The organism is Cellulosilyticum ruminicola JCM 14822 (assembly GCF_001311925.1).
Taxonomy (GTDB): domain Bacteria; phylum Bacillota; class Clostridia; order Lachnospirales; family Cellulosilyticaceae; genus Cellulosilyticum; species Cellulosilyticum ruminicola.
On sequence record NZ_BBCG01000032.1, the window covers coordinates 13,358 to 39,463 of the forward strand.

General features: G+C 29.7%; 19 protein-coding genes and 1 pseudogene. 4 read left to right on the forward strand and 16 right to left on the reverse strand.

Features of this window, described 5'->3' with window-relative positions:
* Nucleotides 1-3 precede the first annotated feature (3 nt).
* From JCM14822_RS11335 to JCM14822_RS11400, 15 genes are read right to left on the reverse strand one after another with little or no spacing between them, the layout of a single operon-like run.
* Nucleotides 4-2,988 carry a condensation domain-containing protein gene (locus tag JCM14822_RS11335; RefSeq protein ID WP_054742440.1) on the reverse strand — a complete coding sequence of 995 codons (2,985 nt, stop codon included), beginning with the start codon at nt 2,986-2,988 and terminating at the stop codon, nt 4-6.
* Nucleotides 2,951-3,385 carry a PLP-dependent aminotransferase family protein gene (locus JCM14822_RS11340; protein WP_172674813.1) on the reverse strand — a complete coding sequence of 145 codons (435 nt, stop codon included), beginning with the start codon at nt 3,383-3,385 and terminating at the stop codon, nt 2,951-2,953. The genes JCM14822_RS11335 and JCM14822_RS11340 overlap by 38 nt, the downstream gene beginning before the upstream one ends.
* Nucleotides 3,386-3,396: 11 nt before the next feature.
* Nucleotides 3,397-6,873, reverse strand: coding sequence for an aminotransferase class III-fold pyridoxal phosphate-dependent enzyme (locus JCM14822_RS11345; protein WP_306307339.1), 3,477 nt, complete (start codon nt 6,871-6,873; stop codon nt 3,397-3,399).
* Nucleotides 6,874-6,932: 59 nt separating this feature from the next.
* On the reverse strand, nt 6,933-13,124 hold the full coding sequence (locus JCM14822_RS11350; RefSeq protein ID WP_054742446.1) for a non-ribosomal peptide synthetase: 6,192 nt from the start codon (nt 13,122-13,124) through the stop codon (nt 6,933-6,935).
* Nucleotides 13,125-13,138: 14 nt separating this feature from the next.
* Entirely contained in the window at nt 13,139-14,305 is a 1,167-nt protein-coding gene (locus JCM14822_RS11355; protein ID WP_054742448.1) for a U32 family peptidase, read from the reverse strand.
* Nucleotides 14,306-14,321: 16 nt separating this feature from the next.
* Nucleotides 14,322-15,704: a condensation domain-containing protein gene (locus JCM14822_RS11360; RefSeq protein WP_054742451.1), complete on the reverse strand. Its 1,383-nt coding sequence runs from the start codon at nt 15,702-15,704 to the stop codon at nt 14,322-14,324.
* A complete protein-coding gene (locus tag JCM14822_RS22605) occupies nt 15,701-15,955 on the reverse strand; it encodes a hypothetical protein (protein ID WP_157047727.1) in 255 nt (84 codons plus the stop codon). The genes JCM14822_RS11360 and JCM14822_RS22605 overlap by 4 nt, the downstream gene beginning before the upstream one ends.
* A gap of 17 nt (nt 15,956-15,972) precedes the next feature.
* Entirely contained in the window at nt 15,973-16,923 is a 951-nt protein-coding gene (locus JCM14822_RS11370) for an aminotransferase class I/II-fold pyridoxal phosphate-dependent enzyme (protein ID WP_054742455.1), read from the reverse strand.
* A 10-nt stretch (nt 16,924-16,933) separates the two neighbouring features.
* The gene (locus JCM14822_RS20295) at nt 16,934-17,104 is read right to left on the reverse strand and encodes a hypothetical protein (RefSeq protein WP_157047728.1); all 171 of its coding nucleotides are present in this window, start codon (nt 17,102-17,104) and stop codon (nt 16,934-16,936) included.
* 3 nt (nt 17,105-17,107) lie between these two features.
* Nucleotides 17,108-18,205: a phenylacetate--CoA ligase family protein gene (locus JCM14822_RS11375; protein WP_054742457.1), complete on the reverse strand. Its 1,098-nt coding sequence runs from the start codon at nt 18,203-18,205 to the stop codon at nt 17,108-17,110.
* Complete coding sequence (locus JCM14822_RS11380; RefSeq protein ID WP_054742459.1) at nt 18,172-18,444, reverse strand: hypothetical protein; 273 nt, start codon at nt 18,442-18,444, stop codon at nt 18,172-18,174. The genes JCM14822_RS11375 and JCM14822_RS11380 overlap by 34 nt, the downstream gene beginning before the upstream one ends.
* Before the next feature lie 24 nt (nt 18,445-18,468).
* The gene (locus tag JCM14822_RS11385; protein WP_083461409.1) at nt 18,469-19,254 is read right to left on the reverse strand and encodes a thiamine pyrophosphate-dependent enzyme; all 786 of its coding nucleotides are present in this window, start codon (nt 19,252-19,254) and stop codon (nt 18,469-18,471) included.
* Entirely contained in the window at nt 19,247-20,479 is a 1,233-nt protein-coding gene (locus JCM14822_RS11390; RefSeq protein WP_242861492.1) for a transketolase C-terminal domain-containing protein, read from the reverse strand. Before JCM14822_RS11390 ends, JCM14822_RS11385 begins: the two co-directional genes overlap by 8 nt.
* Nucleotides 20,460-20,747, reverse strand: coding sequence for a 4Fe-4S dicluster domain-containing protein (locus JCM14822_RS11395; RefSeq protein ID WP_054742461.1), 288 nt, complete (start codon nt 20,745-20,747; stop codon nt 20,460-20,462). The genes JCM14822_RS11390 and JCM14822_RS11395 overlap by 20 nt, the downstream gene beginning before the upstream one ends.
* The gene (locus JCM14822_RS11400) at nt 20,725-21,261 is read right to left on the reverse strand and encodes a 2-oxoacid:acceptor oxidoreductase family protein (RefSeq protein WP_054742463.1); all 537 of its coding nucleotides are present in this window, start codon (nt 21,259-21,261) and stop codon (nt 20,725-20,727) included. Before JCM14822_RS11400 ends, JCM14822_RS11395 begins: the two co-directional genes overlap by 23 nt.
* A 953-nt stretch (nt 21,262-22,214) precedes the next feature.
* Between JCM14822_RS11400 and JCM14822_RS25030 the strand changes: the two genes are divergently transcribed.
* The 3 genes and pseudogenes from JCM14822_RS25030 to JCM14822_RS21920 all read left to right on the forward strand — a co-directional run.
* A complete protein-coding gene (locus tag JCM14822_RS25030) occupies nt 22,215-22,472 on the forward strand; it encodes an IS3 family transposase (protein WP_408606202.1) in 258 nt (85 codons plus the stop codon).
* Complete coding sequence (locus JCM14822_RS11410) at nt 22,453-22,902, forward strand: DDE-type integrase/transposase/recombinase (protein ID WP_278287213.1); 450 nt, start codon at nt 22,453-22,455, stop codon at nt 22,900-22,902. The genes JCM14822_RS25030 and JCM14822_RS11410 overlap by 20 nt, the downstream gene beginning before the upstream one ends.
* Before the next feature lie 135 nt (nt 22,903-23,037).
* A pseudogene (locus tag JCM14822_RS21920) lies at nt 23,038-23,540 on the forward strand (transposase); the annotation flags it as partial.
* A 354-nt stretch (nt 23,541-23,894) separates the two neighbouring features.
* Here the strand turns inward: JCM14822_RS21920 and JCM14822_RS11425 are convergent.
* Nucleotides 23,895-24,638 carry a M15 family metallopeptidase gene (locus tag JCM14822_RS11425; protein ID WP_054742473.1) on the reverse strand — a complete coding sequence of 248 codons (744 nt, stop codon included), beginning with the start codon at nt 24,636-24,638 and terminating at the stop codon, nt 23,895-23,897.
* Between the two features lie 221 nt (nt 24,639-24,859).
* Here JCM14822_RS11425 and JCM14822_RS11430 point away from each other — a divergent pair, with 221 nt between their 5' ends.
* The gene (locus JCM14822_RS11430) at nt 24,860-26,077 is read left to right on the forward strand and encodes a L,D-transpeptidase (RefSeq protein ID WP_054742475.1); all 1,218 of its coding nucleotides are present in this window, start codon (nt 24,860-24,862) and stop codon (nt 26,075-26,077) included.
* The last annotated feature ends 29 nt before the right edge of the window (nt 26,078-26,106 follow it).

Genomic DNA, 26,106 nt, shown 5'->3' on the forward strand with positions numbered 1-26,106 from the left:
ATCTTACTCCCCCTTTATTAATTCTACTATGATCTGTTTATAATCCATAAGCATCTTACTAGCGATTTTCTCATTAATATATCCTGCTTGATAACGTAATACCATTCTAAAATCTTTATAAGCTTGAATATATAATCTAAGTGGTACATTTACATATCCAGCTTCTGTTTCTTCTATTACATCTAAATTATTTTCTTCATAATTCTTATTCACTAACTCTGTTGGGAAATTTAAGAAAACAATTCCTCTAGTATATACTGTTTCTTGGAATACTTTTAATGGTATATTACACCACTGTGAAATCTTGTCATATGTAATGTATTCATATTCCTTATAACGTATATTCTTTGCTTGTAACTCTTTTAATTGATAAATTGAAGGTTCTTCATCTAGTGTAATTCTCACTATTCCTGTATTAGAAAACATTCCTACTGCTTGTGCAATATCTGGTAACATATATGGTCTACCTGCGTTTCCTGTAGCAATCATTATATCTTTGCTATCTAATAGTTTTCCTTGTAAGATAGCCCATGCTTGTAACATTATTGTATATTCCATCAATTGATGTTTACTTGAAAATACTCTAATATCATTAGCTTCTTCCTCCGTAAATTCTAGATTTACTTCTTGAAGTTTAGTATTCTCAGTATTTATTGATATACTTAAATTATCTTCTTTAGCCCTAAATCCTTCAAATTCTTTCTCCCAGAATATTTTTTCACTTTCATTGTTTTGTTTATATAACCATTTTATATAATCCATAAACCTAAAAGTATTCTCTAGCTTTATTGGCTTTTTATTATTGATTGCTGTGTAAATTGCCATTAACTCATTTAATATGTTATTAGAACTCCATCCATCGAATAATGAATTTTGACATTTCAGCAAAAACTTCCATTCACTTTCTCCATATTTTATTAGGATTAGTTTTAATAATGGTGGTTTATTAATATCAAATGAACTCATCTTCTCACTAATAATATATTTTTTGTATTCTTCTTCTTTCTGAGTTATTGACATTTCAGACCAATCTAATAAATAAAACGGTAATTCAAAACTTTTATAAACCAATTGTAATGGTTCTCTTACATGACGCCACATAAAACCTGTTCTTAATATGCTATGTCTTTCAACTACCTTTTCCCAAGCTAATTTAAAATGTTCAACATTTAATGTACCTTTAATTGTATACTCTAAAAGCGTTACGTCATTTCCTGTATTACGCTTAGTAATATTATTTGCTAAAATCATTGTTTGCTGCTCTGTTAATGGATAAATAGCCTCTAAGTCTTTATTTTGTTCCATTAATTTTTGAGCCTTAGCAATATCTTTTTCATTTTTAATTAATTCAATACCGTTATCATTTTGATATTCACCTATTTCATTTACTACTTTACTAGCCACTAATGTTAATTTATAAATAGGCTCCTTTTTAAACAAATCTTCTATTGCTATTTGAATATTATGTTTCTTAAGAGTTGATGCAATTTGAATTGCTTTTATAGAATCTAACCCTTCATCTAGTAAACAGCTCTCCAATGTTAATTCTTCTCTCCTTAACACATATCGCATAACCTGTAAAATAATATCTTCAGCTGTAGCATCATTTAATTCGTTACTTCCTTTAAATGTTACTTCATCTATACTTTGTTCATCTTGTGATATAATCACAATCTTTTGTTCACCTAATACTTGTCCTATTTCCTTTTTTAACATTGCTAATATCTCAGTTAATATTTCTTTATAATATTCTTTCCATGCCACAATCATGGCATCTGAAATAAATTCCTTATTATATGAAAATGAAATAGTTAGTGCATTTGCTTTTTCAACAATGTCTAAAAATAACGTGTATTTACTCATCTTAGTTACAATTTCATCTAAGTTAATACTATCTGTTTTATACATATCATCATTAACTTGATTAATAGCACGATCCATATTAAATGCTAATTGAATAGATGGGATACTATATTCTTGCTCTTCTTTATCTAATTCTTCAATAACTTGAGTGTATGAGAAAAATTGATACTTCTGCATTAATTTCATTTTCTTACATACTTGCTCCAACACTTGTTCTACTGTCATATTGTTGGTTATATCTATATAAATAGGAAGATTTGCTACACAGTTTCCTATCATATCATCAGCTTCCATTTTTAATTGTCCCGAAATTGGCACACCTATTGCTAGTCTCTCTATAGCTGTAACTTTATGAATCATTATTGCATATGCACTTAATAAGGTCATAAATAATGTTACATGTTGTGACTGACTAAATAACTTAAGTTGCTTAGTTAAGTCTTTACTAAACGTTAGTGATGACATCCCATTTAAGTCATTTCCTTCTACTTCGCATTTCTTAAAATATATAGGCTTCATTGGTTGTTTAAATTGACTTTTCCAATATTCTTTAGCTTCTTTACCTTCAACTGTATAATAATACTCATTCATATATTTTACATAATCGCTATATTGTGTAGGCTTAGGTAATTCAACTTTTTTAAATGACTTATATGTTTTTAAATGAATTAAAAGCTCATTCATAAATGTACTTATAGACCAACCATCCATAATCATATGATGTGCTATAACGCCCAAAATATATTCTTTCTGTGTTTTTTGAATGAGTAGAATACGAATAAATGGGCCTTGATTAAAATCAAACGATTCATCTATCGAAGCTTTAATTAATCGTTGTATCTCTTTGTCCTGTTCTACAATAGGCTGATCTATAATTGAATAATATTTTATTGGTACACTCATATAATCTTCTATTATTAACTCTTTACCATTTATACAGCTTGTTCTAAGAATTTCATGTCGTGAAACCACTTGATCTATAACTTGCTTTATAACATTAAGATTAGTATTATCCTTTAATAACACAAAAGATTTTTCATTAAAGGATTCTGCTAACTCTATCCCCTTTTGAGCTAATAACCATAATCTATATTGAGCTTCCGTTAAAGGTATTTTTTTTTTCATCTAATACCAAATGATCTTTTATAAATTCTGTTGTTAATATTTCAGGTGAAATATTAAAGTGATAACATCCTGCTTTCACCATATCATAACAACTATCTTGAATAGCTTTCACTAATTTTATAATTTGATCATCAGTATGTACTGTAGAAATAAAGCAGGTTCCACCTTCCCAAATATAAATTCCTTTTTCAATTAAGCTGTAATATAAAAATCTTAATAAGTTAACATCTTTATCAGTCTTAAAAATAAATAAAGAACTCATATAGCAGATTTTCAACGGAATGTTAGCTGCTTCAAAGAAATTATTAATATATGTTGCCATTTCTTTAGTTTTAAAAGAAAGTTTAGCTTGAAGCGCTGTGCCACCTTCTTGTATCTTATTTAAAACAACTTCCATTGCAGACATTGCTAATGATGGTGACAGAATGTTCCACCTGTATGAGCAAGAAAACCACTTGGTGCAGAATTATCATCATAACGCCACATTCCACCATCAACGCGGTCCATATACTTCGCTTTACCAGCAAAAATACCTATTGGTAAACCTCCACCTATAATTTTTCCATATGCAATTAAATCAGCTTGAATACCAAAATAAGCTTGTGCTCCTTGTGGATGTACTCTAAATCCTGTAATAACTTCGTCAAACATCAATGCCAATCCTAAATCATCAGAAATTTTTCTTAACTCTTGCAGAAATTCTTTTGGTTGATTTTCTGGATTTCTACTCTGAATAGGTTCAACTAAAATACCTGCTAATTCATCTGCATGTTTTCTTATTATTTCAAGAGATTGTTTATCACCATATTTTAGTAATAAAACATCTTTCACCATATTATATGGTGTTCCTAAACTAAGTGGTATTGGGTGTTCTGTAAGATTAGAAGCATCTCTACTCACATAAACGCCATCAAATGTACCATGGAAAGATCCTTCAAACATAACAATTTTATCTTTTCCCGTCGTTGCTCTAGCTATTCTTACCATATTCATGACAGCTTCCGTTCCTGAATTACAGAAACCAACTCTCTCTACATTTACAAGATCAGCAAACTGTTTTGCAACTTTACTTGGAAGTTGAGTCATTGCTCCTAACACAATACCTTTATCCAATTTCCCCGCTATAGCTTTACTAATTTCAGGGTCATTATATCCAAAAAGATTTGCACCAAATCCCATAGCAAAATCAATATATTCATTGCCATCTACGTCCCACATTGTTGAGCCTTTAGCATCTTTTGCAAGGATTGGATAAATTAATGGTTTCCAATCTCTTGTAAATCCTTGAATAGAACGTCCATTAGCTAACGATTTACGGTATTTGTCAGCTAACTCTCTAGAAGTTTTAGTTTTAGCAACATACTTATCAACTAATTTCTTTAAATATTCTCGTTGTTCCTCATTAAAAGATGTATTTGTTTTTACTAAGAATTTCTTGAGTAAATTATCCTCATCCCTTACATTACTAGGTATATTATTTGCTTTAACTACATCAACAACCTTTTTCTCTTCAACTGCTTTATGTACTTTAGATATTTTATTTTCTTTAGGTATTTTGTGTGTTTGTACTTGAGTTGTAGTAGTTTTTATCTTAGAAGTATTGCCTGATAATAACTTCAACTGTTGTGCCATTAAACTTAATTGAGCTTTAATGATTTTTTCCGTTTCATTTTGATTACTATTAATAGCATTAAGATTTACATCTTGTACTATGCCTTCAAAATCTATAACCTCATTTTGTTCTTCTTCCAAAACTAAATCTTCATTTAAACTTTCTTGTGCGCAGTTGGATACTTCGACTGTCTTTACTACTGATTCTTCTTCATTAATTACCGATTCTACTGAGTTTTCTTTAATGTATTTTGCTAAAATCTCTAGTGTATTAATCTCATCAAAAAGTTGATCTGCTGTTACTTCAATATCATATCTATTTTTAACTTCTTGTTTTAATTGAATAATTAAAATAGAATCTATACCTAAATCGAAATAATCTACATCCGTTTCAACTTCAGAAGCATCTATATCAAATAGCTTACCTACAAACTCTTGTAATTCCTCTAAGATTTTAGCTTCTTGTTTGCTATTCTGCATTATATTTTCACCCATCTTCTCATTACTTTTTTCTATGACTTCTGGTATATCTATCCAACATCTTGTTTTTTCATATGGATAACTCGGTAATGAAACTATATTTCCTATTTCCTCAGAATATAATTCTTCCCACACAACATACCACCCTTGATTAAACTTTGTAACAATATCTTCTTCTCCTAAATGAGTTAGTTCATCGCTTCTTAATTCACCTTTTTTATTAATCTTACTAAAATTATTTTCTTGTAAACCTTTTTCTAACTTACTACAAATTTCATATATATCTCTTCCTACTACAGCTATACGCCTGTTATAATGATTTCTTCCTACTTGAGCTGTATAACAAACATCAAATAAATTAATATCTTTATGTGCAGTTAAAAAATCTATATACTTCTGTATATACTCTTTAAGAACCACTTCATTTTTTGCAGAAATAGGTAATATGTATTTTTTATTTTCCTGCTCATATATTGTTTTATTCTCTGGTGCTTCTTCTATAATCATATGACAATTTGTTCCACTCAACCCAAATGAACTAAGACCACATCTCTTTAGCTCAGGACATGACTTCATTTCATTCACAACATAAAATGGAGAATTAATGAAATCTATCTTAGGATTAGATTTAGTAAAATTAATATTTGGTAAAAGTTGTTTATACTTCAAGGAAATAATTACTTTTAAAAGTCCTAATAGCCCAGAAGCTGAATCTAAGTGACCATAATTTGTTTTTATTGAGCCAATACCGCAAAATTGTTTTTTATTAGTATAACATCTATAGGCATTAGTTATTGCTTCTACCTCTATCGGATCTCCTAACTTAGTTCCTGTCCCATGTGCTTCAACATAATTAATTGTTTCCGGATTAATTCTGCTATTTTCTAAAGCTTCTTTAATGACAGCTTCTTGTGCTTCTATATTAGGTGCTGTAATACCTATAGAACTTCCATCATTATTCAACGCACTTCCTTTAATAACTGCATAAATATGATTTTTGTCTTTAACAGCCTGCTCTAGTCTCTTTATAACTATAGTAATACAGCCTTCACCTTGGCCAGTTCCATCAGCTTCAACACTAAATGTATGTGCCCTATTAGTAGAAGATTCGATATCAGGAACTGCTTCGCCATAACAACGAGTTGGATTTATCAATAAATTAATCCCCCCAACTAAGGCCATTTCACTTTCCTCATTTTTTAAAGACTGACAAGCTAAATGTAATGCTGTTAGTCCTGATGAACATGCAGTATCTACTGATAAACATGGACCTTTTAAATCTAAAAGATATGCAATACGACTTGATATAATAGCCTCAATATTTCCTGCTCCTGCTAAAACTGCCATTTCTGGTTCAATTTCTTTAACATACTCATAATAATTAGTTGGATGAGGACGACCTATAAAAACTGCTGTTTTACTTCCCTTTAATGATTTTTCACTATACCCAGCATCTTCAAAAGCATGCTGGGCTGTTTGTAAAAATATCCTCTGTAACGGATCCATTAAACTAGCTTCTTTAACAGACATTCTAAAAAATTTTAAATCAAACTCATCAATCGATTCTAACAAAGCTGCTTCCTTAAAATAATACTTGCTAGAATCAATTCCCTTAAACGCTAACATCTTTGTAATATCAGCTTTTCTTTTTGGACAAGGATATCCTACACAATCTCTTTTATTCACCAATACCTGGTATAATTCTTCTAAATTATTTGCATAAGGGAGTTTTAATGCCACGCCAATAATGGCAATGTCATCTTGAATATCTTTAGTTTGAACTAATTGGTATATTGAGTTTTATCTTTCTGAGCATTATTAAAAGCATCTAGCAAACCACTCATATATGTCACCTACTTACACAAAATATTATTTAAAAATCGAGCATAAATACTTATTAAGTCTTGTAGTTTTTCTCCATTTAGCAATTCATTATTAAATGAAACCTCAAATTCTCCTACATTATCATCTAGTGTTACAACTAAATCATATGGTATATTCTTTTCTACGCTTACTGCCCCTGTATCATTCATTGATATAAATACATTTGCACATCCATCATGTTTTTTCTTAGCAACTTGTAAATAATCTTTACTATTATAGAGTCTTGATTCTACAGGTTCTTTTATTTGTCTATGAATGCCTTCGAATAAATCATTCATTTCTTTATAATCTTCGTAATTAACATCTAAACAATATCTATCACAATTACCTTTTTTAAGTGGCATATTTAAGGTGATTTGTTTTTCACCTGTTATTTGTGAAAGTGTAAACCCTAATAATGCAATGTAAATTTCTTCTACAACTAATTTATGCTTATCAATAATGCTCATAACATCTTGATTTCTTAATTCTGGTTTTAAAAATCTATAACTATTGGCTTTTCTTATATTATTCGTAACGTTAAAGTACTCTTCTGCAAACTGTACGCCAAATGACATCTGTTCTAATTTTTCTACTGTTTCTTGACTCTTGATATAACTAGCCAACTCACTAATCGTTTTGTATTTAAAGAAATCTGTTATTTTCATAAAATTATAAGTTTTATTTAGTTGTTGATGCATCTTCATTAATAAAAATGAATTACCACCTAAATCAAAGAAATTATCATCTAACTGTATATTCGTTATTCCTAAATATTGTGTCCAAACTTCATAAATCTCTTGTTCTGTTTGACTCATCAATTCTAGATTAACTTCTTCTTTAACTTCTGTAAACTGTGTAGGCATTGGTAAGCTCTCGGTATCTAATTTCCCACTTGCAGCAATTGGGAAACTCTCTATTTGTACAAAATAAGATGGTATCATATACTCAGGAAGCTGTGTTTTTAAGCTTTTTTTAATGACTTCTTCATCTATTATTGAATCGCTTAAAATATATGCACATAAAAATTGATCTTCACTGCCTCTTTCTTTAATTACAACTGCTACATTTTTAACATCTTTACATTCTAAAATTTGACGTTCAATTTCTTCAATCTCAATACGATATCCTCTTAATTTTATTTGTTTATCTTTTCTTCCTACATATTCAAGTTTACCGTCCTCTAAATAAATTCCTAAATCACCTGTTTTATAAAGTGTTGAATTAGATAAACTAAGCACAAAACATTTCTTATTCATTTCAGAATTATTTAAATAGCCTGGCGAAACCCCAACCCCATCAATATAAATTTCTCCAATTACATTTGGTGGGCATACATTTCCTTGTTCATCTAAAAGATAAACCGTCATATTTTGGATTGCCTCACCGATTGGTACTGCAACTCTATCATTTTCACTAGGATCATATTTATGGATCATACATCCTACAACAGTTTCAGTCGGTCCATACTCATTAAAAATTTCAACCTCGCCATTAAATTTATCATAAATTTTTTGTGCTAATTCAGTTGTTAATTGTTCCCCACCAACAATAATCTTTTTAATTGAACTATTAGAACAATCTAAATCTAAAAGTAGTCTTAAATGAGTTGGTGTAACCTTTATGATAGTGCTAATATTTTCTTCTACTATTCTGTTTAATACATCCATTTCTTTAGGGTAAACAACTACTGTATTTGAACTAATTAATGGTGTAAAAATAGATGTTACAGTTAAGTCAAATGCTACTGATGAATAGAATGGGAAATATACATGTTCATCTTCAAAGTATTGTTTAATAGCCCATTCAATATAGTTAACAACACCTTTTTGCTTAATTAAACATCCTTTAGGATTACCTGTTGTACCTGATGTATAAATAATATAAATAATATCTTCTGAATTCCCTACTTCTATAAAATCTTTAGGTGCTATTTCATAAAAATCAGCTGCATTAACATTTGCACAAACTACTTCATCTGGTAATTCAATTGAAATATTTTCTTGTACTAATACAACACGCGTATTACTATCTTGTATCATAAATCTAATACGTGCCTCAGGTAATGTTGGATCAATTGGTAAATATGTTGCACCTACTTTTAATATACCTAAAATACTAATAATAAACTGTTCACACTGTGGCATCATTACAGCTACAACATCACCTTTTTTAACATTTAATTTTTCTAACTGTGCTGCCACCTTATCTGATAACACCTTTAATTCTTTATACGTAATTTCTTTTTTACCACTTTGTATCGCTATATTATCAGGTGTTTTTAGTACACATTTTTCAAATAATGCTTGTATTGTCTGATTCTCAGAAAAGACTACTTGATTACTATTATTTTGTTTTATAGCTTGTTCTTCTTCTGTAGTTAATAAACTAATTTCCTTAACTTGATCTATTCCTTCTAAGAAACAATTAATTATTCTTTCATAGTAGTGAGCCATTCTTTCCACAGTTGTAGCTTTATATAATTTAGTACAGTATTCAAATTCAAAAACAAAATCTGACTCTTCTTGTTTAACAAATAATGTAAAGTCAAATTTAGAAGTATGGCGTAAGTATTCATAAGGTTTAACCGTAATACCAGGTAATTTAATTTCATCATCCATTCCAACTTCATAAGAGAACATTGTATCAAATAATGGATTTCTATTTGTATTTCGTTCAATATTTAATTCATCAATTAAATCTTCAAATTGATATTCTTGATTTTGAATAGCCCCTAATACTTTATTCTTAACATTATTAATTAAAGAAGTAATACTTGCACTTGGATCAATATTAATGTGAATAGGTAATGTATTTGCAAACATTCCTACAATATTTTCTACGTCAGGATGTGTTCTACCTGATGTAACGGTACCTACTACTAAATCATTTTGCCCTGATAATTTATTGAGCATAACAAAATATGCAGACATAAGTACCATATATAATGTTGCATCATTACTTAATGCCATTTCATTAAGTAATTGTATCTTTTCTTTATTAACTTTAAACCTTATTCTTTCTCCTTCAAAGTTTTGAATTTCAGGACGTTTAAAGTCTGTTACCATATTTAATTCAGGAACACCATTTTCAAAGTCATTTAACCAATATTGTCTTTCATTAGTTAAACTCTCTTTCTTATCTATTTGCCATATTGTATAATCCTTATATGTTACTTCAACCTTTTCAAGTTGTTGTCCATTATATAACTCAAACAATTCTTTTACTAAGACTTGTGTTGAAACAGCATCTGCTATAATATGATGTAAATCAACTAACAGCATATATCTTTCTACTTCTAATTCAACAACGCCTATACGCATTAATGGCAATTTACTTAAATCGAAAGGTTTAGTAAATTGAGTAATTATATCCTCAATCTGATCTTGTGTAGCTTTGAAATATTCAATATTAAATAAATAATCATCTAATACTTTTTGCCCCAATTGTCCATCTTTAAATAAGAATATTGTATGTAAACTTTCATGACGATCTACTAATTTTTTAAAACTTTCTTCAAGTAATTCTTTATTAAGTTTCCCTGTTAAATTGTACATAGCACTCATATTATATGCTGTACTTGATTTATCTAAAGTTTGTAAGAAATATAATCTTCTTTGAGCAGATGATAATGGGTATTGCTCTTGTACTGTAACTTTATTAATCTTAGAAACATTATTTTGTTTTTGAACACTTATATATTCAGCAAGTTTTCTAATGGTTGCTACTTCGAAGAAATCCATAATTGAAACTTTAACTTGTAATGCTTTATAAATTTTAGAAGTTAATATTGTTACCTTTAATGAATGTCCTCCTAATTCAAAGAAATCTGCTGTTACACTAATTTGTTTTGAATCTAAAGCTAATACTTCTGCCCAAATTACTGCTAACTGCTCTTCTATTTCATTTTCAGGAGCTACATATTCCTCTTGATTATAATTTCTTAATGCTAAAAGTGCTGATTCATCTACTTTTCCATTAGGAGTCATTGGAACAGTATCTATACTAATAAAGCTACTAGGTATCATATACTCTGGTAACGCTTTTGCCATAAATGCCTTTAATTCATTAATCTTAATTTCTTTATCTGCTACAAAGTATGCAACTAAGCTATTATCAGCTTCATTTCCTCCTTTAACTAAAACAATTACTTGAGAAATGTCATCATACTCTAAAATTTTCTGTTCTATTTCACCAATCTCTAAACGTGATCCACGTACTTTTACTTGCTTATCTCTTCGTCCTAAAAATTCTAATGTGCCATCAGCTAACCAACGTCCATAATCTCCTGTCTTATATATTTTTTCTCCTTCAAGATATGGATTAGCAATAAAATTAGCTTTGGTTAAATCTTCTTTATTAAGATATCCACGTGCAATTCCTGCACCACCTACATAAATTTCACCCGGTATACCTATTGGCTGAAGCTCATTCCATTTATTGAAAATATATACATTAGAATAATCGATCGGTTTACCAATTGGCAAAGTGTTTTTATAAGTTTTTTCAACTAATAAACTTGTAGAGAAAGTCGTATTTTCTGTAGGTCCATACATATGACAGATTTTCAAGTCTGTACATTCATTACGTAAATCATTTAAATATTTTGGTCTTACTAAATCTCCACCTATTAGGAAATATCTTAGCTTTTTAAATACCTCTATATTACATGCATACACTTGATTAAATAACTGTGGTATTAAATGTAATATTGTAATTTTATTTTGTTGAATATATTCTCCTAATTTAAATGGATCTAGTACAACTTGTCTATCAACTAAATGAAGTGTTAAACCATTTAATAAAGGTCCCCAAACTTCAAAGGTAGAAATATCAAATATGAATGCACCAGTCATTAATAAGTTATCTGATTCTCGTAAATCAATAAAACTTGTGTTCTTTACAAGACTAGTGATTCCTCGGTGTTCAATCAATACTCCTTTGGGTTTGCCCGTTGAACCTGATGTATATAAAACATATGCTAAATCTCTTTCATCAGATTTCAAAGATTCTACTAAACTTTCTGAGACTTCACTATTAAGGGCTCCTCTTATATCCACAAATTCTCCCTTATACTCTATTTCTTTAAAGCTTCCGCTCAATTCACCATCATAAAGTATAACCTTAACCTGAGAATCTTCAATCATATACTGAATACGATCAATAGGATAATCGATATCTAATGGTAGATATACTCCACCTGCTTTAAGAATAGCTATTAAGGCTACTATTGTTTCAGGCACAGGCTTGGCAACTATGCCCACTATATCCCCTTTTTTAATCCCTTTATCTATTAAAAGACTTACTAATTGATTTGCTTTTTTATTTAACTCTTGATATGTTAAACTTACACCATTACTAATTAATGCCACTTTTTCTAGTGACTTATTCACTTGCTCTTCAAATCTTTCTTGAACAGAACCAAACTTCTTATCAGCTGGTATATCTTTATTAAATTGACTTAAAATCTGTTGTTTCTCTTTTTCAGTAATAACTTTATAATCTTTTAACCTTTGCCCACTATTATTTAAAATTTGTGAAAGAATATTCATATAACGTTGTAATAATTGTTGTATAGTTGTCTTGTAAAATACGCAACTATTATAAGTAACCTCTACTTTTAATTGTTCACTCTCTGTTTGAATCTTAAAAATGAAGTTTGTTCCATTTTCTGTAAAAAGTTTTTTTAAATCAGTTGCTTGGTGAACTGATTCTATTTCAAAAAATATATTAAAAAGATTATTTTTCTCTGATCCATTAATCGTATTAATTACCTTTTTAACTGGATAAAAATTGTTTTTGTAACCATTTACTATTAATGTTTTTACTTCGTTTAATAGTTCTTTAAAGTTTTTATTATCATCTAATTCATTTTTTACAATTATAGGATAATCATATTTTTGTTGTTTCAATGCAGGTAATGCAGTATAAACTTTATTATTTCCAGTAAATTTATATCTCATTATGTTAAATGCACTTAACATAAATACAAGTACTGCATAAGCATCCTTCTTACAAATTTTATTTATCTTTTCACTAACTTCATTATTAACTATACATACTTCTTTTTCACACTTTACTTCTTTTGTTTGTGGTAAATCAGATAAAAAATCATAATTTACACTATCATCTGATAATTGTTCTAACCAATAAGTCTTTGCAATTAAAAATTTATCTTCCATTAACCTTTACCCCTCTATAAGTCAAATTCTATGTCTAATTGTGCATCCTTATCTTTTTGGTCTTCATTTATATCTTTTCTAAGTTCTACTGTAAATTTATCAAATTCATTATAAAAATCTTTAGCATATTGAATAACTTCTTCTGCCTTTTTATAATCAATAACTTTTTCAGAGAAGTTATCACAATACTTACATTTCTCACAGTCATGTGCACAGAAATCATCTTTTTCTACAAAAGGTTTTATAAATCCTTCTAACTTTTTATTATCTAAATAAATTTTAAATTTATTTATATCATGGAACATATTAATTAAGTCAAATACATCTCCATCAAAGTCTTGGTTACAATAAGCTCGAACTGTTTTTACCGGATCAGCTTCTGGTCTATGTACTAATTGTCTTCCTTGTAATTTAAAATAGTTAATCCCAATATTTGTATAATATTTTAAGTCTTCTGGTCTAATCCAACTCATTCTTAATAAATTACTTATTCTTTGATATCTTTGTAATACACAACGATGTTCATAGTAATTTACACTGGTATTGCCACATTGATTAATTGAGTCCGTTGCAATTTCGTTATAATGGAACATTCTGTATACACAGTCTTTATAACAAATTGGGTTAACTATAATTTCTACATTTCCATAGAAATGTCTCGCGATTCCTTTTAGTTGTCCAAAGTCACGATTTATAGATTCATCAACAACAACTCTTTTAACACTTTTATTTTTTAATTCTTTTGCCTTATTAGGATTAAATACCTGGCATAATGTAGATGTTACAATGTTAAATTCATATGGCATTGATTGTATAATCTCTATCATAGTAGGTAATGCGACTGTTATTGTTCTTACACCTATTTCATAGAGCTTTGCTAAAAAGGCTTTAATCTCTTGAATTCCTTCTGGTGTAAATTCTTTATTATTAAGATGTGGTGAATTCATTGTGTAATTAAAATCAATACCTTTTTCTTTAGAATATGCTACATATTCTTGTAAGTCATATATATCTATTTTTTGTAAATCATGCTCCGCTCTTCCTGATTGTATAATATTGTTAATTGTGATATTTCCGTAAGTTTCTATAATCTTTGAGTCTTTATATTCTTCATTAATAGCTGCATATTTATCAATTGTTTCTTTCTTAAAATCTGCTGGCATACAAAAGTAATTCATCATTTTAAATTCTCCCCTTCTAAAAGTCAAAATTAAGTTCTAAATCGTTAATATTAAACTCTTCTATCTCTTCTTTAAAATAAATTATGCTATCTACTGATTCCATTGAATTATGCACTAATTTCTTTAATATATTATACCAGTCGTCTATTAACCATTTTATCTCCACTTCTGATATCCTATCTAAATCATACTTAATATTTACGTGATACTCTTTAAATAGTTGTATCCCTACAGTAATAGCACTACTTGTTTTTTCTTCAAAACTACTATACCCTACTACTTTTATCTTCTCATCTTCTAGCAATAGCATTTCATCAATAGGGTAATTTTCTATAATCAGTATCGTGTCGAAGATATGCGTGTTCTTATTGCAATTAATAGCCTTGCACACTTCATTTAGTGGTGTATGTACATAATCATTCCTTACTCTTAAACTTTCATTTATTTGTTGCAAAAGTTGCAGTGCAGTCTGATTCTTTTGTGTGTTAATTCTTAATGGAATAGTATTAATAAACATACCTATCACTTGATCTATTCCTAAAACTGGTATATTTCTTCCTGATACCACTGTTCCCAAAACAACATCTTCAATATTTAATTTCTTTTGTAAAGCAATTCCCCATGCTGTATAAAAAAGTGTTGCCAATGTCATCTCATGCTCTTTTGCAAACATATTCATTTCTTTAACTAATTCTTCCTCAAAAACGATACTATACATTCCTATATTTTGTATTTCTTTGTTATTAGAACTACTACTTAGTAAACTTTTTTTAATATCATATCCTTCTAAATACTTTTTCCAATAACAAGCATTATCTTTACTTCTATCTTGTACTAAATACTTTAAAATAGGTTTTAGACTACTTTTAAATGGCCATTCATATGACCTTTCTTCTTTTAAAGTTTTACATACTGATAGCAATTCCTTTAATAAAATCCCATTACTCCAACCATCGTATAATATATGGTGATGTGTAATAATTAAATGATATACTCTTGTACTTGCTCTACAAATCACTAATCTTTGTGGCACATCTTTCAAATCAAATCCTTTTGCAATCTCATCCTTCTTTATTTTTTCTACAATTAATCCTAACTCTTTACCCTGATAATTGGATAAATCCTGAAAATTTATATTAGGCTTATATTCTTTCAGGATAATCTGTATTTCATTACTTAGTCCTTCCCATTTAAATACTGAGCGTAAAACTTCATTATGTTCAATAACTTGTTGCCATGCTTCTACTATATCCTCTACTAACAAGTCTCCTTCTATTATAATTTCTACTTGTTCTGTATACTGATTATCAGCTTTGTTGGATAAGTAATGGAATAATACCCCTTTCTGCATAGCTGTTAATGGAAGAATATCTTTTACATTTTCTTTTTCTACTTTCATAGCTTACTCCTAACAAAATTAGCTAATCTTGTAATCCCATCATTTATCTGCTCTGGATTAATATTGCTAAAAGCTAAACGTACTTGTCGAGTCTCCTTTTTAGAATCCAAACTAAACATATACATTGGACAGACAATTACACCATATTTTTCTACACATTCAAGTAATAACTCATCTGTCATCTTAAATGGTAATTCTAGTACTAAAAAGAAACCACCGCATGGTACTTGCCATCGCCATCCTGTATCTATATTCTTTTCAAGCTCTTTTAATAATAAATCCCTACTTTTTTACAGGCTTGAACCTTAGCTTGACAGAATTCTTCTAATGAATAATTCTCCCGTCTAATAAGCCCTCCTACCATTGCCTGTAAAAGAGTTGATGTATTAACTGTCATAAAACTTTTTACTTTTTTGCAATCCTCTACCATTTCTTTATTAACTATCAAATATCCTATTCTAATAGATGGAAAGATAGATTTTGCAAATGAGCCTATGTAAAGTACATGATTATTTTGATCAAGTGCTTTTAAAGTAGGAATTTTATCAACTTCATATCTAAAATAACCATATGGATTATCTTCTATAATATAAAATCCATATTTTTCTGCTAAGCCAATTAAACTCTTTCTGTCATCTAATGACATATAATTTCCCATAGGATTATGAAAATCTGGTACCTCATAAAGAGCTCGTGGTCTTTTTCCTGTCTTAATAATACGTTTTATTGTCTCTTCTAGCCCTTCTATATCTACTTGCCCCTTATCACTCTTAATCCATTCAATAGGTATTCCTGCAATCTTAGCATAACCAATTAATCCTACATAAGAAGGATCTCTTACCAACAATACTTCATCCTTCTTTGAAAATATAGTATTAATAATAATAGCCATAGCTTCTTGTGCTCCATCTGTAAGAATAATCTCCTCAGATGAAACTACAATATCTTCATCATTTTTTACTAACTGACAGATTTCTTCATTGATTATTCCTTTGGTCTTATTATATTGACCTAAATAATTAAAAAAATCTTTATAAGAACTAGTATCTGACTTATTGTTTTTTACATAATCTTTTATACCATCTACAATTGTCTCCACTTCAAATAATTCTTCTTTAGGGCGACCTGATGCAAATGAAATTGCTTGTGGATAATTGATGCTTATCTCATTTAAAAAATTCATAGAATCAAGATATTCATCATTTAAATTTTCATTCATCCCTTTCCCCCTAATCTACATCTGCACATTCCAGATTTACTAATTTTATAAGTGCTTGCATTTGTTTTACATTGGCCTTAATAAAAGGGAAGTCTTCTCCCATGTGATATAACTCAGTTAAATTTTCATCTATAACATGAACTAATTCTTGTAATTGTTGAATATCTATTTCTTCTTTCATGATTTAGGATTCCTTTCGTAAATCAATTAATCTTCTTGACTTAGTATCACTTCTTGCTAGTTTTCCGTACTGTTCTAATACAACTTTAAATCTTAAAGAAGTTTTTTTATAAATTTCATCTTCAAGCTCTTCTTTAATCTTTTCAACATCCAATCCATTTATATCTTGTTGTATTTCTATATGCACAGATATTTCTGTACTCTTCTTACTAATTTGTATAAAAAATTCATTAGTTAGATATGGCTTTGCCATAATAATATTTTCTATTACTGCAGGTGTAATAAATGTACCTCTTGCTTTAATCAAATGATCTACTCTACCGCTTATACCACCTTTTAATAAACGATATGTTCTGCCACACTCACAACTTGTTTCTTGCCAACATGCAATATCATTAGTATTAAATCGAATACAAGGTTTTCCCTTTCTGTCTAAAGATGTAATAACTACAATTCCATATTTATTTGGTTCTGTAATAACTTCTTTAGTTTCCATGTCTAAAAGTTCAACTAAGAACATACTTTCATTAATATGTAACCCACCTGACTTACTACTACACTCATATCCCCAGGCCCCAACCTCAGTTGCGCCTATATGATCAAAAACATCACATCCCCATGCTTGTTCTAATTCTTTTTTAGTTTCTGGAATAAGTGCACCTGGTTCACCCGCACATATAATTCTCTTAATTCCTAGAGTCTTTAAATCTATATTTCTTCTAGCAGCCCCTTCCATTAATCTAAAGGCATATGTTGGTGTCGTAACAATTGTTGTAATCTTTAATTCCATTAATTTATCTAAACGCTGTTCTGTTGAAAGTCCTCCAGTAGATAAAATTTCTGCCCCAATTTTTTCACAACCATAATGCGCTCCCCAAAAGCCTATAAACAAATTATAGTTAAATCCAATTAAGACACGATCTGTATTTCTTACACCTTGAGCCCATAATACACTTGCCCAACACTCTCCCCACCAATACCAATCTTCTAAAGTATCTGGCTGCCGTTGTGGCCTACTAGTTGTCCCACTTGTTTGATGAAAGAATACTACGTCTTCTTCTGGTACCGCTAAACCATCTCCATAAAAACTTCTATCATCCAAATATTTATCAAATACTTCTTATCTATAATAGGTACTTTTTGAATATCCTCAAATGATTGGATATCTTCTGGTTTAAGACCAGCTTCTTCGTATATCTCTCTATATAATAATGAGTTGTCAAATGCATATTTTAAAATATCTTTAAATTTTCTTAATTGTAGTCTTTTTATTTTTTCATAATCCAAAGTTTCTAAATAAGGATTCCAGTACTTAGATTCTATTTTTTGCTTATTCATCATTTTTCCCCGCTTTTACTTACTACATTATTTAAAACGTCTTTGTTCACACATATATTCTTCAGGTGTAACAGAATTTGTTACTTGCATAGTACTAACTTTATTTCCATCTATAACTTCAAATAACTCCCACATTCCTGATAATACTGCTTTTCTTGCTATTTCGACTGTTAAATGTGGTTCAAATCCCCACCCTGTAGGACAAGGTGTATGGATATGTATATAACTCGGTCCTTGAACATCTTTTGCCTTTTGAACTTTTCTTTCTAAATCTTTTATATATCCAATAGATGCTGAAGCCACATAAGGTATATGATGTGCCATTACTATCTCTAACATATTCTTTTTAGGAACTAACTTACTGCCTGGAGTAGTTTTAGTTGTTGCATTTAATGGTGTTGATCCACTTCTTTGATTTCCAGTATTCATATACGCTTCATTATCGTAACAAACATAAATAACCTTTTCTCCCCTCTCAAGTACACCTGAAAGAGATTGCAGCCCAATGTCTACAGTTGCTCCATCACCAGCAAATCCAACTACATTAATATTATTTTTTCCTTGTGCTTCTAAACCTGAACGGATACCTGCTGCATATGCAGCTGTGTTTTCAAGATTCCCTTGAAATCCAGGTATCTTCATGGCAGTACAATTACCATAGCCAGAAAACAATGCTGCACACCCTGGTGGTATAACAATAATAGTTTCTTCACCTAACACATTCAAAACTCTTCTAATAGCTATATCTAATCCACATCCTGCACAAGTGCTAACTCCTTGTGCAACAATATTATGTTTTAAATTATTATTCATTAGATTGTCCTCTTTCCATTTCATATCTTCTAATATGCAATGCATCTTCTTTCAAATCAATCCAATTCTTATCTTCATTAAAATCTAATTTAAGAAGATTATCATATATCTTCTCAATAATCTCTTCTGTTATATCCCTTCCACCAAGCCCTGCTACAAAGTTAATAATATTTTTATCTTTATTGCCCAAGCATCTAGCTACTTCTAATCCCAATGGACCTGTTTGACTTCCTAAACCTGCGCTTCTATCAATAACTCCAATAGTTTTCACTCCACTTAATGCCTCTATTAAATCTTTTTTAGGGAATGGTCTAAAGAATGTTATCTTCACTACTCCCACTTTAATATTTTTCTTTCTCAATTGCTTAACAACATATTTGACAGTTCCACTCATTGATCCCATACAAACAATAACAGCCTCAGCATCTTCACATTCATAACTGTTAATAAGTCCATATTCTCTTCCAAAGGCTTCTTTAAATTCTTTTTGAACCCTAGGGATTTCTACTAATGCATTTTTAAAAGCTACATCCTGTTGATAACGCATTTCACAGAACTCATCTGGCGAGGTTAAATTATTAATAAACATCGGCTTTTTAACATCTAGTATTAGATTCTTTGCTTCATATTTAGGAATAAATTTATCTACTTGTACTTGTTCTGGTACCAATACTTTTTGCAATGAATGTGACACATAAAATCCATCCATACAGATCATAATTGGTAATAAGACATTTTCATGTTCTGCTATTCTATATCCCATTAGTATCAAATCTAATACCTCTTGAGCATTTTCAGCATAAACTTGTAACCATCCACTATCTCGTTCTGCCATTGCATCTTGATGATCACACCATAAACTCCAAGGCGCTACCAGCGCGCGATTAACTACAGGCATAACAATAGGTACACGGCAACCAGAAGCTACACCTAACACTTCATGCATTAACGCTAAACCAACAGATGCCGTTGCTGTCCCAGCCCTTACTCCCGTTAATTGGGCTCCTATTACATAAGATATTGCTGAATGCTCTGACTCTACACAAATATATTTTCCTTCTATCTCTTTTTTTTCTACCATTTGTGCTAATCTTTCAGCAAGCGGAGTTTGTGGTGTAATTGGATATACTGCCATTACTGAAACACGTGCCATTTTCATTGCCATTGCAGCTGCTTCATTTCCATCTAATACCATTACGTTTGAATTAACTCTCTGATTCATCATTTAAATTCACCATTTTAATAGATTTTTTTATACATACATTAGAACATATTCCACATGACTTACAGTATTTATCATATATCTCTATTTTTTTAGTTTCTTCATTAAGCGTTATTACTCCACTTGGACATGATAAAATACACTGACCACATCCAACACATAATTCATCAATAACTACTGGCCTTAGTTCAGACCATTTTGCTACCTTAGTATTATCAAAATTCACTGCAACTGGGCCTAATAAATATTTAACATTGTCTTGTGTCTCCATAAGCTATATTAACCATCTCCTTAAATATACTTTTATTGCAAAAATAGTACTCACAGCTTTCCTTTATTGCTTCTATACTAACAATTCCAACCTTAGCTATTGCTCCTAATATAGCAATATTAGGAATGTTAGAACCTATGGTTCGATTAGCAATCCCTGTAGCATCTACCCAATATGTTGTAGGAAATTCCCACTGCATTGCTACTATAGATGAAGTAGTATTCATAATTAATACAGAAGATTTATGTGTTCCTTTTTTTATATCAATTCCTTTTTCTTTAATCATTGTATCCAAAACAACAACAACATCTGGCGTATACACAAATGAATTACTTAAAATCTCTTCTTCACTAATCATTATATCTACATGAACAGCTGCTCCTCTTTGCTCATGTCCATAAGCAGGCATAATTTTTACATATTTATTTTCATAAACACCTACAGCTCTTGCAATAACCTTAGCAGCTGTGATTACTCCTTGTCCCCCTACTCCATAGATTTTAATTTTCAGCATTTTCCCCCTCCTTCTTACCATTCTTCCTTTTAATATAATTAATATTTTACTTTATATTTTATTATCCAAATTTTATCATAATTATTTTCTTTATTCAATTTCGATTTTGTTATTACTTTTTTTTAAAATTTTCTTTATTATATAACATTTTTCAAAACTTCATTTATATCCAATTACTTCTTGCTCTTCAATGTAAACACTAGTATTTTTACCATTTAAAATCGCTTTATTTTATAGAGACCTAGCAATTTTCCTATCTGAAATCAATATCTTATCTCTATTGGTTTCTATTTTATAATGATAATGACTCAAGAAAAGCTACTAAAGCATAATGGATGTTAATCACAAAATTATTAGGATTAATGTAGAACTATATACCAGAGATTAGATCTAGAAATGTTTATAGATACTAACTATCTAAAGAAATATATTAAAGAAGATATAATACTAAAAGATTAAGATTGGCATAATAAGAATCCACCAGAGTTAGTATAATCCCCTAATAGTAAACACATTGTAAAAACACCACTAAAATCAATGTATATTACTAGAAGGGGATTTTTATGGCTAAAAAAAGGAACTAAATTTAATCATTATACAAAAGAAACTAAATTACTCGCAGTGCAGATGTACTTGAATCAAGGATATAGTTATCGTCAAGTAGTCAAGGAATTGGGGGTAAAATATCATACTGAAGTTATGAGCTAGGTAAAAAAAATATAATGAATCTAGAGATAGTGCTTTTGATAAAAAAGTATGTATTAGCACCAATAATATACGTAAAGGAAGGCCTAAAACAAAATTTAATTCATTAGAAGAAGAATCAGAATACTTACGTATGAAAAATGAATACTTAAAAAGTTACAAAGTCTGTAAAGGAGGTGCCAACTGCTAAATTATTCAAGATAATAAATGATATGTCTATTAAATATAATGTTAGTAAACTGTGTAAAATGATAGGAGTATCACGTAGTGGCTATTATAAATGGTTAAATAGAAAAGATAAATCATCAATATTTAAAGATAAAGAAAATGAAGAGATAAAGCAGGTTTTGTTAGATGTTCACAAGAACTATAGAGGAACATATGGTAGAAAAAGATTACGCTTATATTTAAATAAACTAGGTTATCATATCAATCATAAACGAGTATATCGCTTAATGAAAGAATTAATTAAAGATTCAAGCTATTATTCGAAAAAAAGTATATAAAAGAAAGTTTAAACCTAGCACAGTTGCTGAGAATTTATTATCAAGAGAATTTAAAGCTGATAAGCCATTACAAAAACTGTATATGGATATTACATATATTCCAACAGGACAAAATAGACAACGCTTTATATATATAAATGCTGTGAAAGACTTATATAACGATGAAATAATGGCATATGACCTTAGCTTTAGAAATGATACTATGTTAGTTCAAAATACACTAAATAAGCTACTTCATATGGAACTAGATTCACAATGTATTTTGCATACAGCTCAAGATTTTCAATATACTAGAAAACAATATTCTGATCAACTAAAAGCTGCTGGAATCACTCAATCTATATCTAGAAGAGGTAACTGTTGGGATAATGCTCCTATTGAAATATTCTTTGGTCACTTTAGAGCTTGTATAAAATTTTGTGTAAACTGATTAATAGCTCTTTCTTAAGGCAATGATTATAAAAAATCAAATCTATCTTAAGGAAGAGCTTTTTATGTCAATATTACTAAAGGATTTATTAAGAATCAGCATTTTGCCAGCACAGATGATGTATTAAATTTATTAAAGGAAATGTTTAAAGATGTACTTCAAGAAGCTCTTGAAGTTGAGCTAAAAGAAAAACTAGGATATGATAAATATCAAGTTTCAGATAAAACTACTAATAACAGTAGGAATGGTTATAGCAAGAAAACAGTTAAATCTGAATTAGGACCTGTTGAAATAAATATTCCTAGAGATCGAAATGGAGAGTTTGAACCTCAAATTATTCAAAAGCATCAACGTAACATTACAGGCATTGAAGATAAAGTATTATCTTTTTAGATGCTATTCACTATAAAGTCCTTGATGATAAACAGATTGTGAATAAGGCTACATATGTTGCTATTGGTGTAAATATGGACGGTAAAAAATATGTATTAGGCATATGGATTGGTGCAAACGAAACAAGTAAGTTTTGGCTTTCTGTTTTAAATGATTTAAAAACAAGTGGCATTAGACAAGTCTTAGTTTTCTGTATCGATGGTTTAAATGGTTTTACAGATGCACTCGGTGCGGTTTATCCTCAATAAAGCACGCAATTATCCTCTAACTCCCTATAAGTATTATTTATTTCTATGTAGCTACAATACTTTTCTAAAATTATTTTTCTTTTTTCTACTGCTAAGGGCACATTTACATATACGTATAGATTATAATCTGATCTCGAATCATAGCTCTAAATCCTCCCAATGCAATGCTTTCTACTTCCTCACATTTACTGAACTCCTTAATTAACTCTACAATATTCTCCATTTTTCCATCCCCAACTTTATTTATCATTACTTCATTAAACTTTGCCCCCCATTATCATCATTTTAATTTCTTTTTTAATAAATTAAAACGAGACTACTCCTATACAATAATCTCGCCTTATTTATTATTTATTTTAGACCTTCTAGGTATTCTTCTAAACAAATATTTTGTTCCTTAATCATTTTTGCTGCACTTTTACCAACATAACGGTAATGCCATGGTTCATATGATATACCTGTAATTTCACTTTTATCTGCTGGATAACGTAAGATAAATCCATATTTATAGCAATTGTCCATGAGCCACTTCTGTTCCGGTGTTTGTTCTTGGGATTGATCTAAAATTTGATTTCCCACCGAAACAATATCTACAGCTAAGCCTAATTCATGTTCACTTGTCCCAGGTATAGCTACCCACTTAGAAGCATTTTCTATAGCCTCTTCTCTTGAATAGCCTTGATTCATATATGCACTAACTTCCTGATTAAAAAGACTTATTTGCTTATCATGAGAACGATAAGATGAACAAATCAAAGGTGTTAGTCCTTCTGCCCTAGCATCATCCATCATTTCCTGTAATTCATCATAAATCCTACGATCTACCGATTGGCCATTCCTTAATAAAATTAAATCTATATCATATTGATCTGGAATTACATTTTCAGCATTTACAAGTTGTAAATTCCACGCTGGTTTATCTATCATTTGAACTTTAGAAAACATCTCCGGTAATTTTATTTTACCGCCTAATGTATAACATACACTATACACTACTATAAACAAAAAGCCTACAAGTACGCCTAAAAAAGCCTTTATAATAACTTCTTTTGTATCTTCAGTATTATATTTTCTTTTGTATGTTGCTTGATTCATAATCCATCTCCCTCTATCTATCTCATTTTTGAAATACAGTTAGAGTATGGACTATCTTCTCCTAAATTATACTACAAAGTTAAATTTTACTAGTTATTTCCATATTAGGCTTTAAATTTTCTAACAATTTATCAATTTATTTAATTTTTCCAGCACATTATAATTAAAACATAACTTCCATATTTTACTAATAATTTTTTATAATAAGTGAGGTGTCTTAAATGACAAAGAAGCGATTAGTTTTACTCTTAGTATTAGTCCTCATCTTCCCTGCAAGTTTATTTGCAAAACCTAATACTACTTATGTTCTAGGTACACTAAAAAATAGTAGTTTAAAATTAGTATACGAAGATGTTTCTATTAATACTTACAAAGCTTATAACACAAACTACATTGCAATTGCTGACTTAAAAAAACTTGGTTGTATCATTACAAATAACAATAATACAATCAACATTTCTGCACCACTTAAAACTACACTTTCAACAGCTTCCGCTATTTCTGTAAATCTAAAACCTTTCAAATTTTATAATGGAACTGTTCAACTAGGTAATATGTTTACTCAATCAATTACTTGTGACGAACGTACCTTCATTCCTTTAGCTGCACTTCGTCAATTTGGTACACTTGCTATATATGGCGATGTTTGTAAATTCATTCCTGGTCAAACACTTCCTGTTGTTGCTACGGAAACAAAGCTTAAAAACTTTTCTAATGAACATTTAAATATTTCTCTTTTAGATCTTTATTGGAAAGATGAAGCTATCATAAAAGAAAGCAACTATGCCTTAAAATCTGGTGAAGTCCTTTCACGTACCCCACAAGTCAATGATAAAGATACATTATATCTTGCTACAATCGTAGAAAGCGTAGCTGGTAACACAATTAGTTATAATAATTCTAGTTACTTAGGACAACTTGATACAACGCTTCTTAAAGAATACTCTCATCAAAAACAAGCTTCTCGTGTAATTACTAACTATGGTGATACAATCACTGCTAATCAATTAAGTACTATAGAAAATGCAATTAATAATAAATCTCTAAGTAGTCCAACAAAATATTTAATTTGGACTAGAATAGATGAACAACGTACATATATTTTTGAAGGTAGCAAAAATAATTGGAAGCTTATCAAATCATTTATCTGTTCCACGGGTAGAGATTCTACACCTACACCAAAAGGCACATTTGCCTTAACCTACAAAGTCCCAAGCTTTGGACAAAACAAAGGTTATTGCTGTAAATATGCATTTGGCTTTATAGGTACAAATTATCTATATCACTCAATTATATATGATAAAACAGGAACTTATTTACTAGAAAACAAAGGTGTTCTTGGACAAAAAGCATCTCAAGGCTGCATTCGTTTCTCTGTAGAAAACGCCAAATGGTTCTACGACAATATGATTTCTGGCAGCACAGTCTATATCAGCTAACCTTACAAAATACACAAATCCATCCAAAT

Bases quoted from the DNA above. Each gene is read 5' to 3' on its own strand.
- JCM14822_RS11335 (WP_054742440.1), bottom strand. From the start codon at position 2,988: ATGAAAAAAAAAATACCTTTAACGGAAGCTCAATATAGATTATGGTTA.
- JCM14822_RS11340 (WP_172674813.1), bottom strand. From the start codon at position 3,385: ATGGAAGTTGTTTTAAATAAGATACAAGAAGGTGGCACAGCGCTTCAA.
- JCM14822_RS11350 (WP_054742446.1), bottom strand. From the start codon at position 13,124: ATGGAAGATAAATTTTTAATTGCAAAGACTTATTGGTTAGAACAATTA.
- JCM14822_RS11355 (WP_054742448.1), bottom strand. From the start codon at position 14,305: ATGATGAATTACTTTTGTATGCCAGCAGATTTTAAGAAAGAAACAATT.
- JCM14822_RS11360 (WP_054742451.1), bottom strand. From the start codon at position 15,704: ATGAAAGTAGAAAAAGAAAATGTAAAAGATATTCTTCCATTAACAGCT.
- JCM14822_RS11370 (WP_054742455.1), bottom strand. From the start codon at position 16,923: ATGAATGAAAATTTAAATGATGAATATCTTGATTCTATGAATTTTTTA.
- JCM14822_RS20295 (WP_157047728.1), bottom strand. From the start codon at position 17,104: ATGAAAGAAGAAATAGATATTCAACAATTACAAGAATTAGTTCATGTT.
- JCM14822_RS11380 (WP_054742459.1), bottom strand. From the start codon at position 18,444: ATGATGAATAAGCAAAAAATAGAATCTAAGTACTGGAATCCTTATTTA.
- JCM14822_RS11385 (WP_083461409.1), bottom strand. From the start codon at position 19,254: ATGAATAATAATTTAAAACATAATATTGTTGCACAAGGAGTTAGCACT.
- JCM14822_RS11390 (WP_242861492.1), bottom strand. From the start codon at position 20,479: ATGATGAATCAGAGAGTTAATTCAAACGTAATGGTATTAGATGGAAAT.
- JCM14822_RS11395 (WP_054742461.1), bottom strand. From the start codon at position 20,747: ATGGAGACACAAGACAATGTTAAATATTTATTAGGCCCAGTTGCAGTG.
- JCM14822_RS11400 (WP_054742463.1), bottom strand. From the start codon at position 21,261: ATGCTGAAAATTAAAATCTATGGAGTAGGGGGACAAGGAGTAATCACA.
- JCM14822_RS25030 (WP_408606202.1), top strand. From the start codon at position 22,215: ATGATAGGAGTATCACGTAGTGGCTATTATAAATGGTTAAATAGAAAA.
- JCM14822_RS11425 (WP_054742473.1), bottom strand. From the start codon at position 24,638: ATGAATCAAGCAACATACAAAAGAAAATATAATACTGAAGATACAAAA.
- JCM14822_RS11430 (WP_054742475.1), top strand. From the start codon at position 24,860: ATGACAAAGAAGCGATTAGTTTTACTCTTAGTATTAGTCCTCATCTTC.